The organism is Xanthomonas melonis (assembly GCF_020783655.1).
GTDB lineage: Bacteria > Pseudomonadota > Gammaproteobacteria > Xanthomonadales > Xanthomonadaceae > Xanthomonas > Xanthomonas melonis.
Genome location: NZ_JAJGQH010000016.1, coordinates 85,609 through 99,778, shown reverse-complemented (window position 1 = coordinate 99,778; position 14,170 = coordinate 85,609). Strand labels below are relative to the sequence as shown.

10 protein-coding genes and 1 pseudogene are annotated in these 14,170 nt (G+C 67.9%); 8 read left to right on the top strand and 3 right to left on the bottom strand.

Annotation, left to right across the window (positions count from 1 at the left end):
• Window positions 1-32 precede the first annotated feature (32 nt).
• From LL964_RS16385 to LL964_RS16360, 6 genes are all read left to right on the top strand, one after another.
• Entirely contained in the window at window positions 33-884 is an 852-nt protein-coding gene (locus tag LL964_RS16385; protein ID WP_104588282.1) for a Wzz/FepE/Etk N-terminal domain-containing protein, read from the top strand.
• Window positions 885-1,150: 266 nt separating this feature from the next.
• The gene (locus LL964_RS16380; RefSeq protein ID WP_104588283.1) at window positions 1,151-1,993 is read left to right on the top strand and encodes a class I SAM-dependent methyltransferase; all 843 of its coding nucleotides are present in this window, start codon (window positions 1,151-1,153) and stop codon (window positions 1,991-1,993) included.
• A gap of 11 nt (window positions 1,994-2,004) precedes the next feature.
• Window positions 2,005-3,225 (top strand): amidohydrolase family protein, encoded by a 1,221-nt coding sequence (locus tag LL964_RS16375; RefSeq protein ID WP_104588284.1) that lies wholly within the window; start codon window positions 2,005-2,007, stop codon window positions 3,223-3,225.
• Complete coding sequence (locus tag LL964_RS16370) at window positions 3,222-3,920, top strand: class I SAM-dependent methyltransferase (RefSeq protein ID WP_167395395.1); 699 nt, start codon at window positions 3,222-3,224, stop codon at window positions 3,918-3,920. The genes LL964_RS16375 and LL964_RS16370 overlap by 4 nt, the downstream gene beginning before the upstream one ends.
• A gap of 127 nt (window positions 3,921-4,047) precedes the next feature.
• Window positions 4,048-5,178, top strand: coding sequence for a glycosyltransferase family 4 protein (locus tag LL964_RS16365; protein ID WP_104588358.1), 1,131 nt, complete (start codon window positions 4,048-4,050; stop codon window positions 5,176-5,178).
• Window positions 5,175-6,287: a glycosyltransferase family 4 protein gene (locus tag LL964_RS16360; RefSeq protein ID WP_104588285.1), complete on the top strand. Its 1,113-nt coding sequence runs from the start codon at window positions 5,175-5,177 to the stop codon at window positions 6,285-6,287. Before LL964_RS16365 ends, LL964_RS16360 begins: the two co-directional genes overlap by 4 nt.
• A gap of 294 nt (window positions 6,288-6,581) precedes the next feature.
• Here the strand turns inward: LL964_RS16360 and LL964_RS16355 are convergent, their stop codons facing one another.
• Together LL964_RS16355 and LL964_RS16350 are read right to left on the bottom strand one after the other, a co-directional pair.
• Entirely contained in the window at window positions 6,582-7,796 is a 1,215-nt protein-coding gene (locus LL964_RS16355; protein WP_104588286.1) for a nucleotidyltransferase family protein, read from the bottom strand.
• A 106-nt stretch (window positions 7,797-7,902) separates the two neighbouring features.
• A pseudogene (locus LL964_RS16350) lies at window positions 7,903-9,454 on the bottom strand (B12-binding domain-containing radical SAM protein).
• A 155-nt stretch (window positions 9,455-9,609) separates the two neighbouring features.
• Between LL964_RS16350 and LL964_RS16345 the strand changes: the two are divergent.
• Window positions 9,610-10,665 (top strand): phosphoenolpyruvate carboxykinase (ATP), encoded by a 1,056-nt coding sequence (locus LL964_RS16345; protein ID WP_104588288.1) that lies wholly within the window; start codon window positions 9,610-9,612, stop codon window positions 10,663-10,665.
• Window positions 10,666-10,723: 58 nt separating this feature from the next.
• Window positions 10,724-12,448 (top strand): ATP-binding cassette domain-containing protein, encoded by a 1,725-nt coding sequence (locus LL964_RS16340; RefSeq protein WP_104588289.1) that lies wholly within the window; start codon window positions 10,724-10,726, stop codon window positions 12,446-12,448.
• Between the two features lie 24 nt (window positions 12,449-12,472).
• Here LL964_RS16340 and LL964_RS16335 read toward each other — a convergent pair whose 3' ends face one another.
• A complete protein-coding gene (locus tag LL964_RS16335; RefSeq protein WP_146092411.1) occupies window positions 12,473-13,882 on the bottom strand; it encodes an MFS transporter in 1,410 nt (469 codons plus the stop codon).
• Window positions 13,883-14,170 lie beyond the last annotated feature (288 nt).

Genomic DNA, 14,170 nt, shown 5'->3' with positions numbered 1-14,170 from the left:
TCTCCGTTTCTTCCGTTTCGAGCCAGCGCACCATGACCCAGCACGACGAAATCTATCTGATCGACCTGTGGCGCATCCTGCGCCGTGAGTGGCGTTGGGCACTGGCCGCCCTGGTGTTGGTGCTGGGCATCACGTTCGCTTTCCTGCGCGTGGCCCAGCCGCAGTGGGAAGCCACGGCCTGGATCCAGGTGGGCGAAATCGGGCCGACTCCAGCCGGGCGCGATCCCAAGGTCGAACCCTTCCAGCGGGTGATCGATCGCATGAAGACGCGGTTGTTCCAGGATGCGGTCCTGCGCCAGGCCGGGGTGCCGCTCAGGAGCCGTGCCGCGCAGATGTACCGCAGCAGCCTGAAACCGGATCCGGACCCGTACGCCAACCTGATCGGCATCACGATCCGCGCCGCGTCGCAGCAGCAGGCGCGGGCACTGGCGGAGGCAACGCTGGCCCAACTGCAGACCCTGCATGGCCAGACCAATGCCTCGGCGCTGGCGCTGGCGCGCACGCGTCTGCAGGGGCTGAACGAGGACCTGCGCGTGGCTCTGCTCAATCGTGCGCAGCTGCAGCGGCAACTGCAGGCTGCAGACGATGCCGCCGCTGCCACACCTGGGCAGATACTGGCCGGGGTGCTGCTGACCGACAGCAACACCACCATTCGCGCGATCAAGGGCGAGCGCGACGATCTGGTCGCCCGGCTGACCGCACGCTATACCTATCAGACCTCGCTGGCGTGGCCGCTGTACGTGCCCGAACAGCGGGCGTTTCCGAACGCGATCATGGTGTGGGCGGTCGGTCTGCTGGCCGGAGCAGGGCTGGGCATGCTGATGGCGGTGGTGCGCAATGCCTGGCGCCGCCGCAGGCAGGTGGGCGCAGGCGTCACCGCCTGAGTCCCACGATTGGCCCGGTGCAGCCGGTGGCGCGATGGCCGCAGCCCTTGTGGACGATATCGCCGATCTGGCGCCGCACTGTCCGTGCACGCCGGCCGGGTGCCCGCCGGATGTTGGCGCTGTCCGCCCCGGGGTGGACAGCGCCCCACGCAGCTGCAACCAAACCAGCAGCGGGCGGCACCTACCGATCTATCGACGATGCCGCGAAGGCATCGCGCATGTGGAGAGTTCAGTGAAGTCAGCAGGACAGGCGAGGGAGGTGGCGCATGGCGTTGGCCAGTGAGCATGCGGCGCGCGGCGGCACGGTCGCGCCCGAGCAGTTGCTGGACACTCAGCGCGCCTTCGACAGCGTGGCGCCGGACTACGACGGCCCGCGTGGGAACAATGCGCTGATCCAGCGCATGCGTACCACCTTGTGGGACACGGTGGCGGCGCAGCTGCCGGTGGGGGCATCGTTGGTGGATCTGGGGTGCGGCACGGGCCTGGATGCCGGCGAATTCGCGCGTCGTGGTTACCGCGTGCTGGCAACCGACTGGTCGCCGGCCATGGTCGAGCGAACCCGTCAGCGCGCCGCCGCCCAGGGGTTGGAAACGCGACTGGCCGCCGCGCATGTGGGCATCCAGCAGCTGGATCAGCTCGCAGGCCCGTTCGATGGCATGTACTCCAATTTCGGCCCGCTCAACTGTGCGCCGGATCTGCCGGCGGTGGCTGCGCAATGCGCGCGCCTGCTGCGTGCGGACGGCTGCCTGGTGTTCTCGGTGATCGGGCGCATCTGCCCGTGGGAAATCGGCCACTATGCGCTGCGCGGGCGTTTCAGGCGCGCGGCGGTACGCGCAGCCAGAGGGGCTACGGCCGTCGGTATGAACGGTCACACCATCTGGACCTGGTACCACCTGCCGCGCGAGTTCTACCGCGCGTTCGAGCCGCACTTCGCGTTGCACAGCTATCGCGCGTTGAGTCTGTTCCTGCCGCCGCCCTACCTGGTGGAGTTCTGCGAGCGGAATCCGCGGCTGTCTGCAGGCCTGGGTCGCCTGGATGACCGCCTTGGTGGATTGCCGTTGCTGCGCGAGATGGGCGATCACTTCCTGATCGTGCTGCGCAAGCGCTGAGGGGGATGGCGATGTCCATGGCCGACGTCTGCCTGCAGGGCGCACGCACGCTCACCTTGGCCGGCCCGTCGCACGCGCCGCTGCACCTGCGTGGGGGCCGTTTCGGCGGCACGCTCGGCATCGGCACCCTGCGACTGGACCTGCGCGGGCATGTGCTGGTGCCGGGGTTGATCAACGCCCACGATCATTTGCAGGTGAACTGCGTGCCGCCGTTGCCGCAGGTTGCGCCGTTTCCCAACAGCTATGCGTGGATCGAGGCGTTTCAGACCCATTTCGGGCATCCGGCCGTCGCGGCGGCGCTGCGTGTGCCCAAGGCAGTGCGGCTACGCCACGGGGGGCTGAAGAACTTGCTGGCAGGGGTCACCTGCGTTGCGCAGCACGATCCCTGGCATGCTGCCTTGGACGCAGCTGACTTTCCGGTCGGCCTGCTGCGTGATTTCGGATGGAGCTATGCGCTGGGCTGGACCGGCTACGGCCCTCCCGTGCAAGGCAGCTTTGCCGCTACCGCTTCGGACTCCCCGTGGATGATCCATCTGGCCGAAGGCACCGATGCAGTGGCGTCGGCCGAGCTGGACGCCCTGGATCGGCTGGGCTGTCTTGCGTCCAACACCGTGCTGATCCACGGCGTGGGGATGGGGGAGCGGGATATCGAACGCGTCATCGCATGCGGTGCAGCGGTGGTGTGGTGCCCGTCCAGCAATCTCGCGCTGCTGGGACGCACGCTCGATCCATGGCGCCTGTGCATGGCCGGGCGGCTGACGCTCGGCAGCGATTCGCGCCTCAGCGGCGCACGCGATCTGCTGGAGGAGTTGCGTATCGCCACCGACAGCGGGCTGGCTGCGGATCTGCTGCTTGGGCTGGTCACCCACCACGGGGCACGCATCCTGCGCCTGCCGGAACGCGGGCGCATCGCGCCGGGTGCGGTGGCCGATCTGGTGATCGCGCCCGACCGCGGCGGTGAGCCGGCGGCAAGCATCGTCGGCTGCGCGCGCAGCGAGTTGCGTGCGGTGATCCGCGACGGCAAGCCACGCATCGCCGATCCGGATTTCGCCCCCTGGTTCGAGGCTGCAGGGCTGCAGACCGTGCCGGTGTTGCTGGATGGGCGCCCCAAGTTGCTCGAGGCGACATTGGCAGATCCAGCCGTGCTGGCGCTGGAGCCGGGTATCGAGCCAGTGTCGGCCATGAGGCGCGCGTCGCTACCGGATACCACACGCATCGGAGCGATATCGTGAGCGCGCCACCGCTGCTGGATCCCGCAGCCGCCTATGCGCTGTGGGCACAGAGCTATCCTCCGCACGCGCACAATCCGGTGATGCAGGCCGAACAACGCGCCATGCTCGGTCTGTTGCCGGCCGACCTGCAGGGCCAACACGTGGTGGATGTCGGCTGCGGCAGCGGCCGCTACATGCTGCACGCCTTGCACCGCGGCGCCCGGCACGTCACCGGGGTGGATCTGTCGCTCCCCATGCTGCGGCGCGCGCAGATGGAACTGGAGCAGCAGTGGCCGGCTGCGTGCGTCAGCTTGTGCCAGGGCAGCCTGGAACGGCTGCCGTTGGCCGAGGGCATTGCCGATCTGAGCATCTGCGGGCTGGTGGTCGGGCATCTGGAGCGGCTATGCCCGGCACTGGAAGCGCTGTATCGCATCACGCGCAGCAATGGCATCGTGTTGTGCAGCGACGTGCATCCGATCGGCCATGCGCTGGGTTGGCGCCGCGACTTCAAGGCCGGCGGCGGGCATTACGCCGTACGCCACACCCAGCATCTGTACAGCCATTGGCATGCTGCATGCGCTGCCCTGGGCTTTGCGATCGAGGCCGTGGCCGAGCCAATGCTGGATCCGGCCGACATTCCCGCCGGTGCGCGCTTCGATCCGGCTGCGTTGCGGGTGCCGGTGGCGTTGGTGTTGCGGCTGCGGCGCACTGCATGACCATCGTGGGGTCATCCAGCATGCACGGTCGCCGCGCGCGGGGTGCAGGCTGGTGCGACGATGCTATTGCGCATTCGCAACGCGGATATCTCGGTTGCGCGCGAACAACATCTGCGAGGCGGGCCGGATGAGTCTGCATGTCGCACAGCTCAATCTGGTCCCCACCCCCGAAGGGGCAAGCGTCGAGCAGGTGTTTGCGCAGTGGCCATCGCTGGCCGACATCGCCGAAGCCGTGGCCAGTGCCGGGGTACGCGTCACCGTGATTCAGGCGTCCCTGCTCGCGCAGGACATCGTGCGCGAGGGCGTGCATTACCGCTTCGTCGATCTGGGCATGCGCGGCAGCGCCGCGCGCGCCGCAACGCTGGCCGCGCTGCTGCAACAGCTCGGCTGCGAGGTGATCCATGTGCATGGGCTGGAATTCGCCGCCGACGCGAAGCGGCTTGCACGGTTGCTGCCGACGCGGCCGATCCTGCTGCAGGACCATGCCAACCCGCCACCGCGCTGGTGGAGCCGGTGGCGGTGGCGTGTGCGTTACCGCGCCGTCGCCGCCATCGCCTTCACCTCGCTGGAACTGGCACGGCCATTCCAGCGTGCGCAGTTGTTTCGCGCCGACATGCCGCTCTTTGCGATTCCCGAGTGCAGTAGCCGCTTCACCCCTGGCGATCGGGTGAGTGCGCGCGCGCGAACGCAGCTGCATGGCGAGCCCTGCGTGCTGTGGGTCGGACACCTGAGCGCGGAGAAGGATCCGCTGTGCGTTCTCGATGCGATGGCGATCGTCGTGCGCGAGCTGCCACAGGCGCAGCTATGGTGCGTGTTCGACCAGGCGCCCTTGCTGGAACAGATCCAGCAGCGTCTGCGCGAGGATCCGCTGTTGGCCGAGCGCGTGCATCTGCTCGGCAAGGCAGCGCATGCGCACGTGCAGGAGCTGCTGCGTGCCAGCGACCTGTTCGTTTCCGCCAGCCATCGCGAGAGTTGCGGCTACGCTGCGATGGAAGCCTATGCCTGCGGCACCCTGCCGCTGCTCACCGATATTCCGGCCTTTCGCGCGCTCAGCGACAGCGGCACGATGGGCGAACTATGGCCGGTGGGCGATGCCGCGGCGTTGGCAGCCCTGCTGTTGCGCATCGCCCGGCAACCGCCCAGACGGGTACAGGTACGGGCTCATTTCGATGCGCGCCTGTCGTTTGCCGCGGTGGGCCAGCGCTGGGCGCAGGCGTATGCACGGCTGTTGTCGCGCGTGCCGGGGGAGGGCGCATGAAGCTGGCCCTGGTGGTGCCGGGGGGCGTGGACCGCAGTGGCGACAGGCGGGTGATCCCGGTGGTGCTGACCTTGATCGAATGGCTGGCGCGCAATCACCAGGTACATGTGTTCGTGCTGCATCAGGAACCGCTGCCGGGCAGTTGGACCTTGCGAGGCGCCACCATCCACAACATCGGCGCGACGTGTACGCGGCTGCGGGCCATCGCCGCCATCCGCGACGAACACCGACGTGCACCATTCGATGTGATTCAGGCGATCTTCTCCGGCCACTGCAGCCTGATCGCCGTGGCTGCGGCAACGCTGCTGCGGCGGCCCAGCGTGGTGCATATCGCCGGCGGCGAACTGGTTGCGTTGCATGCCATCGGCTACGGCGGTCGTCGCAGATGGCGTGGGCGTCTGCGCGAGGCGGTGATCCTGCGCAGGGCAGGCTGCGTCACCGCCGCCAGTGCGCCGATCATCGCGTCGCTGCAGGCCCTGGGGATCGCCGCGCAGCGGGTGCCGCTGGGGGTGGATCTGCGCGCCTGGCCGGTCGCGCCGCCGCGCGCACGCACCAGCGGCGTTGCCCGGCTATTGCATGTGGCCAGCCTCAATCCCGTCAAGGACCAGACCACCCTGCTGCACGCGATGGCTGCGCTCAAGCGCGCCGGCGTGGCCTTCGTGCTCGAGGTGGTCGGCGTCGATACGCTGGACGGGGCGATACAAGGTCTGGCGCGGCAGCTGGGCCTGCACGAGCAGGTGCGTTTCGTCGGCTTCAAGACGCAGCGGGAGCTGCGCCCGCTGATGCTGGCGGCCGATCTGCTGGTGCACTCGTCGCTGCACGAAGCCGGGCCGATGGTGCTGCTGGAAGCGGCGGTCGCCGGCGTTCCGACGGTAGGCACCGGGGTCGGGCACCTGCTCGAATGGGCACCGACCGCCGCGCTGGCGGTGCCACCGGGCGACTGGGCCGGCTTGGCCGAGGCCATCCGTCAGGTGCTCGCCGACGACGAGCTGCGCCTGCGCCTGGCCTGGGCTGCGCAGTGCCGCGCCGTGCGCGAAGACGCAGGCTTCACCACGCGTGCCTTCGAGCAGATCCATCGCCGATTGTGCGAACAGCGCCCGCTGTCCTGAGGACGTATCCTGCGTGCGCCGCCCGTCGACCGAGGATATGTCGCGGCCAGTCCGCCAGGCACGCAGCGTGATCGGGCGATGCATGATGCCATCCGGTACGCGCCGAGCATTGCGAGAAACAACGCATCGTGCGTAGGAGCGCACGCGGGCGCGACAGGCGTGACCGATAAGGTCTTCGCGCGTGGCCGCGTTCCTGCACGATGGCGCCTGCACCACGGCGTTCATGACGTCTTGGCTCGTCGAATCACGACGATGCTCGCTCTGCCGCGATCGAACAACGCGCGGCGCTGGGCGCTACGCCGGCCGCAGATACCCGTCAAGCGCGGCGCGCACCACATACAGCATATCGGTGCGCGGCACCGGCCGGGTCAGGCGTGTCAGCAGGCGCTGGGTCTGGGTCTGGCGGACCCACGGGCGGTCCTGCAGCCACAGCTGGGTCCGCAACATGTCCGCGCGTTCCTTGCGGCTTTCTGCCGATGGTGCCACCCGATTGTGCAGATACCGGCGCGCCTCCTCCAGCGAGGCGCACCATGCGATGCCTGGCAGTGCGGACAGCCACAGGTTGGAGCAGGACGCGGTGGTCAGCGTCTGCTGCGCGACACGCAGGCGCAGCAGGCGCGGGCAGTGCGCATGCAGCCGTGTCATCACCTGCGTCGGCACCACGGTACGGTAGTACCGTTGCAGCAACAGCAGCGGCGGCAATGCCCACCAGGGCGTCACTTCCGGGTCTTCCCATAGGACGTCCCAGTCGCGCGGGCCCATGCGCGTGGCCAGCAGGGCGAGATCGTGCAGATGCATCAGCCGGATGCTGCGATGGCAGATGCCGCCGGCGGCATGCAGCAGCAGATGGCACATGAGCGCACCGACGCCGGGGTAGGGATTCAACCCCGGTTGCGGGCGCTCGGGCCGGATGCGTGCGGTGATGTCCACGCTGCGCAGCGGCAGACGTTCCTGGATGCGGGTGTGCAACTCGATATTGATCGGCGCATCGCGGTGCTCGCCCAGGCCGGCGATCGCAGCGCCGTGCGTTGGCGTGAACACCTGGTGTTTCCACTGTTCGAACGCGCTCTTGTAGCCGAGCGCGCACAACAGTGCCGCTGCGGCCGGCGCATCGTCCGGTTCCACCAGCAGGTCGATATCGGCCATCGGGCGGTCGCCCGGCAGATACACCCCAAGCCGGTGCAGTGCAGTGCCCTTCAACCCCACCAGTGCGATGCCGGCGCTACGCGCGGCGCTGTCGATCTGGGTCAGCAGCAGCGCGATACGCCGATGCCGGTCCTCGACATGCAGGCGCTGTTCGCTCAGGAAATGCGTCCAGTCGGCGTTCTGCCACAGCGAGCGTCGCTGCAGTAGTGGCGAGATCCCGTGCGCAGCGGCGGCGGCGGCGGCCAGCTGCCACTGCAGCCGGCTCCACTGCGGCGCGTCGTTGCCGGGTTGGGCCAGCTCCTGCGCAAGACGCTCGGTGGCGGTGCGCAGGCCGTGTCTGATGGTGCGTAGCGAAGGCTGCATGGGTATCCCGGAGAATCGGAAGAAGATCGGCAGAACGATGCTTGCCTGATGAGGATCGGACGGTGATGCCGGTGAGCGGCGTCGGCCCGGCTTGCGTGCGACGCGCTCAGCCCACCAGCACCGCAGCCAGTGGCCGCCGCGCGCGTGCGGCAACCTCGCTCAGCGGTACGTTGCGGTGCAGATGTTCGGAGGCGATCAGCGCGGACCAACGCGCTTCCAACTGCTCGGACGCCTGCGCGAGCGCAGCGGCGTCCATGCGCGTACGCGCCTGCTGCAGGTCCACCTGCGTGTGCAGCAGATCGCGCACACTGCGGTAGAACTCGGTGTCGTAGGCGCCACGGAACATCATCGCCAGGTCGTCGCTGTCCTGCCAATGCGTCTTGCCGCCCAGTTGATTCTTCACTTCCTCATAGAACTTGGTGCCCGGCAGTGGATAGGACACGCTGACGCCGATGATGTCCGGATCGGCCTGGGTCACCAGGGCGCGCGTGGCCAGGATGTCGTCCAGTTCCTCGCCCAGGTAGCCAAGCTGGATGAAGAAGCCCACGCGGATGCCGTGTGCAGCCAGTCGTTGGCGGGCCGCGATCACCTCGGCCACCTGCGTGCCCTTGGTCATCTTGTCCAGAATGCGCTGGCTGCCGCTCTCCGCGCCGATCCAGGCTTCGGAACACCCGGCGCGCGCCAGGGCGGCTGCCATGCGGTCGCTGGTCAGATCGGCGCGGGTCTGGATGGTGAACGGCACGACACCATCGGCTTCGCTCAGCCGCTGCGCGAATGTCTCCACCCAGTCGATATGGAAGCCGAAGATGTCGTCGGCCATCCACAGATGGTCGGGCTGGAAGTTGCGTTTGAGGTGGATCACTTCGGCCGCCACGTCCTCTGCGCCGCGCCGGGCATAGTGGTTGCCCCAGATCGGCTTGGCGCACCAGTTGCAGCGGAACGGACAACCGCGCGAGGCGGCCATGTTCAGACTGAAATATCCGTGCCGTTGCCGCCAGAACCGTTGATAGCGCGGCATGTCGACCAGGTCCCAGGCAGGCAGCCCGCTCAGGCGCGCGTCCGGTGGTTGCGCGCCTGGATGCAGCAACGCCCCGGAAGGCTGCCCGGTGGCGATGCGCTGCACGCCCGTCAGCCAGGTTGTGGTGTCCAGCTGCGCATCGGCTTCCAAGCGTTCGAGCAGTGCGATCAACGGGGCGATGCCTTCGCCGATCAATACCGCATGCGCGCCGGCGGCCAGGAACACGTCCGGGTTGTCGGAGGCATCCGAGCCGGCCACCAAGACCCGGCAGCCGGCCGCGCGCGCCTGCCCGATCATGCGGCAAGCCGCCTCGCGCATGCGGCTCAGGCACATCTTGGTGAGGAAGTTGAAATTGTCTTCGTAGAAGACCACCAACTCCGGCTGCGCATCGTGTAAGGCCTTGGTGTAGTCCTCGACATCGTCGGCCAGCATCGCGTCGAACAGGCTCAGGCTGTGTCCGCGCTCGCGCAGCAATGCGGCGATCTGCAGGGTGGCCAGCGGCGGATACGGCTTGCCGCGCTCCCATTGTTTTGGGTCGTAACGCAGGAAATACGAATGACTGACCTGAATCTTTAGCATCTGCACGCGGCTCTCGTTCTGACGCCGGGGAACGCGCAACGGGCTGCGCAGATACCGGCATTCGGCTCGGCAGTAGGTGCGCGCACAGGCGTCTTTGGTTGCGCTGCTGCGCTGCGTGAGGTGGCAACCGGTGACCCCTGTTCAGTGCCTACAGCGATGCAACCTTTGCGCGTGCAGCCGGCACACACCGGCTGATCGGTGCATTGGATGACAGGCATGCCGCAGTCGGCTGCGTTGGCGCAATACCAGCCGCTGGAAGAGCGCGCACGCGACGCGGCGCAGGCGGCCGTGGCGGCAGACCCGTTCGGCGAACAACGCCCGCGCGCTTTCAGCGTGCAGCGGCAGATTCTCGGTGCGCGGTTTCACTTCCACAGCGACAGCCCCGCGCTGCTGGCCCTGGTCGAAACCGCCTACGCCGGGCTTCCCGCGCATCGTCTGCCCGATGCGCCGCAGTTCCAGATCACGCTGGATCTGGTGCCCGCAGCGCAGGCCAGCGTCGCCGGCGAGCCGCCGCCGGTGCGTACGCACGCGGCGGGCGGCCTGGTCTGTGGCGTCATGGATGCCTGCAACTATCTGATGCTGTCGGTACCGCAGCGCCGCGCCATGCTGGTGGTCTCCGAGGACATGCTGGCGCATGCGTATCACGTGCGCTACGAGCTGATCGAGTTTGCGGTGTTCCTGCTGGCGGCGCGCGGCATGGGGTTGGTGCCGCTGCATGGCGCCTGCGTAGGGCGGCGCGGCCGCGGCGTGCTGCTGCTCGGTGCCAGCGGGGCGGGCAAGTCCACGCTGGCGCTGCACAGCCTGCTGCACGGGCTGGACTTCATCGCCGAAGACGGCGTGTTCGTGGCGCCGGACAGCCTGCTGACCACCGGTGTCGCCAACTTCCTGCATCTGCGGCCGGAGGCCTTGGCGCTGGTCGATGCGCAAACGCGCGCATGGATCGGCGCCTCGCCCGTCATCCGCCGCCGCAGCGGCGTGGAAAAGTTTGAAGTCGACATCCGCCACGGGCATGCCACGCTTGCGCCGGCGCCCTTGCAGCTATGCGCGGTGGTGATGCTCTCGCCACTGCCGTCCCGCACATCGGCCAATGGCTTGGCGGCGGTGCCGTCCGCGCAGATTGCGCAGTGCCTGCAGCGCGACCAACCCTATGCCGCCGGCCAGCCGGGCTGGCAACGTTTCGTGGCGCAGGTACAGCGCATCGGCATGTTCACCCTGCACCGCGGCCCGCACCCGCAAGCCTCGCTGGACGCCTTGCTGGACCTGCTGCAATGAGGACACTGCAGCACCGGCGGCAAGCACAGGCCGGCACCAGCGGCGATGCGTGCGACTGATGGTTCGCGGTGCGCATGATCGGATCCGGGCCGCGCTGTGCAGCTTCGTCGATACGTTGGAGCGGGCAGACCGGCTGGCCGTCGCGATGTACGTCGCGGTGTCGCTGGCGGCTGCATGCGTCGGCAGCATCGCGGCAGTGTGTCTGTTGCCGTTGGTGCAGCCCGGGCACAGCGTGCAGCTGGCCGGCCATCTGCTGATCTTGCCAGGTGGCTTGGCGGTGCAGGCAGGACTGTTCGTGGTCGTCAGCATGGTGTTCGCGCTGGCGCGTTGGCATGGCGCACGGCTGGCCGCACGCCTGACCAGCCGCTATGCGATCGGCCTGCGCCGCCGCGTCCATGGCGCACTGATGGGCGCGCCGTTACCGGCCCTGTCGGGCGCCAGTTCGGCAGAAATCGCCAACGTGCTCACCTACAACGTCGAAATCGCCACGCAGGGGTTCAGTGCGGTGTTGCAGCTGCTGGTGGCCGGCATCACGGCCTTGGTCAGCATGTGCGTGGCGGTCCTGATCGTTCCGGCGCTGCTGCTCGCCGTGCCATTGCTCGCGCTGCTGGCCTGGCTGGGCCTGCGCATCTCCGGCAGCGAGACACAGGCGCGCATCAGCCGCGACTACGTGGCCGACATGACCCAGTTGTTCTGGTTGAGCGAGGACTTCCCACGCCGCCTGCGCCATGTGCGTTCGTTTCAGCGCGAAGCGGTGGAACTCCGGCATTACGAGCGCATGTCCAACCGCCTGGGGCAGGGCTATGCGCGTCAGCAGGAACTGGTGGCCGGCAGCCGGATGGTGCTGGAACTCACTGCGGTGGCTGTCATCGCCGGCATCCTGGTGCTGGCCAACCTGTGGCAGGGTGCCGACCGCGCTGCACTGATCGCGGTCGGCCTGCTGCTCGGCCGCCTGCTGCCGTATCTGGTCACCACGCGGCAAAGCGTGCAGCAGCTGCGATCGGCCTGGCCGGCATTGCAGCTGTGGCGGCGCTACGTGGAGCTGGACACGGCGTGCACGCCCGTGTCGTGCGAGGCGGGCGAACGGCTGCCGGGTGTGCTGCACCTGGAGCACATCGGTCTGGCGCCGCCGCTGCCGGCGCTGGCGATCGATGGGCTGTTGCTGGTCCCAGGCGAGATGACGCTGGTCATCGGCCCGTCCGGCATCGGCAAGAGCAGCCTGATGGACGTTCTCTCCGGGCAGACGCCGCCGTTGCTGTTCGAGGCGCATGTGGAGGGGCGTCGGCTGGATTTTGCGGCCTACCGCCAGTTGATCCGCCACAGCGCCTACGTCAGCCAGGCCGTGCGCCCCTGGCAGCGCAGCGTGCGCGATTGTCTGCAATGGGTGCTGCCGGGCGCGTCCGATTCGCGGATGTGGGACGTGCTGCGCGATGTCGGGCTGGGTGCCCGCCTGCAACGCGACGGGCAGGGGCTGGACACCGTCATCCATGGCCAGGAAGGGCGCCTGTCCGGCGGTGAATTGCAGCGGCTGCTGCTGGCGCAGGTGTTGTTGCGCGCGCCAAGTCTGGCAGTGCTGGACGAAGCCACCAGCGCACTCGATGCGGAGGCCGAACAGCAGGTGCTGCTGATGTTGCGGCAGCGGTTGCCGCAGACTGCCTTGGTGGTGGTGTCACACCGCACCAGCCTGGCCGCAGTGGCCGATCGTACGGTTGCGCTGGGCAGCGCACCTGCCGCGCCGTCTCCGAGCAACGTCGCGGCACTGGCAGCGGCTCGCGGCGCATGATCGCGCCGTCTCGGCGCGCTGCGGTCAGCCAGCGATATCTTCCAGCGCTCGATTGCGCGTCTTCGGCCCGAAACAGGCGATCACGCTCGCTACGATCGACATGCTGATCACGATGAAGCTCAGTACACCATGACTGCCCACCTGGGCCAGCAGCCAGCCGATCAGCACACTGCTCATTGCCGTCGACAGGCGACTGAACGAGTAGCAGAACCCCACCGCCCGCGCGCGCAGGACGGTGGGAAATAGCTCGGCCTGATAGCCGTGATAGGCAAAGCTCATCCAGGCATTGCAGAATGCGATCATCGCCCCGCATAGCACCATGCCGATGGCCTGATGCTGCAGCGAAAACAGCACGCCGAACAGCACCGCGCCCAGTGCCGATGCGGTGATCTGCCATTTGTTTTCCCAGCGCTGCGCAAAGCGCAGCAGCAACAACGGCGCCAGCGGGTAGGCCAGCGAAATCGCAAACGCATATCCCAGGCTCTTGGTCACCCCGGTGCCTTGCGCGGCGATCAAGGCCGGCAACCAGTTGCCGAAGCCGAAGAAGCCGATCGCCTGGAACACATGGAACACCACCAGCATGCCGATACGCCCGCGGTAGGGCGCGCGCCATAGCAGGCAGACCTGCCCCGGGCCGGCGGGCGTCGCATCGGCAACCACCGGTGTCGGCAAAGGCCCTTGGATGTCGCGCTCGCAGCGTGCCTCCAGGTGCGTCAGTACCGTGTCGGCCTCGGCATAGCGGCCCTGGGCGGCGAGCCAGCGCGCCGATTCGGGCAAGCGGCTGCGCAGCCACCAGATCGCCAGTGCGAACACGCCGCTCAGCAGCACCACCCAGCGCCAGCCGCTGACACCCAGCGGCGCGTGCGGTACCAGCAGCCACGCGCTCAGCGCCACTGCCGGTACCGCCAGAAACTGCACCAGGAACGCAAATGCAAACGCCGCGCCGCGCATATGCCGGGGGACCAGTTCCGACAGATAAGTGTCGATGGTCACCAGCTCGATGCCCAACCCAATGCCGACCACCAGGCGCAGCACGATCACCCCGGTGGCAGTGCTTTGCAGCCCCATCGCCACAGTGGCTGCGGTGTACCAGACCAGCGCGAAGGTGAACACCATGCGTCGACCGAAGCGGTCGGCGAGCGGACTCAGGAATGCAGCGCCCACGAATAGTCCCAGAAAAGTGGCCGCAGCAAACGCGGCCTGATCGGATACGCCGAACGCACCGTCATTGCCATGGGCAAAGATGCCGTCGGCGGTCAGGCCTGGGCTGACGTAGGCGGTCTGGAACAGGTCGTACAGCTCGAAAAAGCCGCCCAATGCCAACAGGCCGACCAGCCGCCACAGGGTTGCGCTGGCAGGTAACCGGTCGATACGCGCAGCGATCTGTGCAACGTCTGAGCCGCGGGTGGATACGGCAGGAGAGGCCATGGTCATGCCTTGCAGCCAACGAATCGTGATCGTAGCCAGCGGCCGCTCTCGAACCGGCCGGTGCTTCGTTGAGCGCCCTAGGCTTTCGTCCCCGCACGCGGGCTGGCCGCGTGCCCGCCATCGAAGAGAACGCAGGTGCATGCGCGATCCATCCATGCGTGGCCGAGGCCGCTGACTGCCTGCCTCGGTGTTCGATTGCTGGAATGCTGTAATCCTGTCCGGCGGCCCGCAGATGGCTGGCAAAGCGGCAGGTCGGCCCCATCTCCTGAACATTCTCTGGTTCCGGAGTCATCG

Bases quoted from the DNA above. Each gene is read 5' to 3' on its own strand.
- LL964_RS16360 (WP_104588285.1), top strand. From the start codon at position 5,175: ATGAAGCTGGCCCTGGTGGTGCCGGGGGGCGTGGACCGCAGTGGCGAC.
- LL964_RS16375 (WP_104588284.1), top strand. From the start codon at position 2,005: ATGTCCATGGCCGACGTCTGCCTGCAGGGCGCACGCACGCTCACCTTG.
- LL964_RS16355 (WP_104588286.1), bottom strand. From the start codon at position 7,796: ATGCAGCCTTCGCTACGCACCATCAGACACGGCCTGCGCACCGCCACC.
- LL964_RS16385 (WP_104588282.1), top strand. From the start codon at position 33: ATGACCCAGCACGACGAAATCTATCTGATCGACCTGTGGCGCATCCTG.
- LL964_RS16345 (WP_104588288.1), top strand. From the start codon at position 9,610: ATGCCGCAGTCGGCTGCGTTGGCGCAATACCAGCCGCTGGAAGAGCGC.
- LL964_RS16340 (WP_104588289.1), top strand. From the start codon at position 10,724: ATGGTTCGCGGTGCGCATGATCGGATCCGGGCCGCGCTGTGCAGCTTC.
- LL964_RS16335 (WP_146092411.1), bottom strand. From the start codon at position 13,882: ATGACCATGGCCTCTCCTGCCGTATCCACCCGCGGCTCAGACGTTGCA.
- LL964_RS16380 (WP_104588283.1), top strand. From the start codon at position 1,151: ATGGCGTTGGCCAGTGAGCATGCGGCGCGCGGCGGCACGGTCGCGCCC.
- LL964_RS16365 (WP_104588358.1), top strand. From the start codon at position 4,048: ATGAGTCTGCATGTCGCACAGCTCAATCTGGTCCCCACCCCCGAAGGG.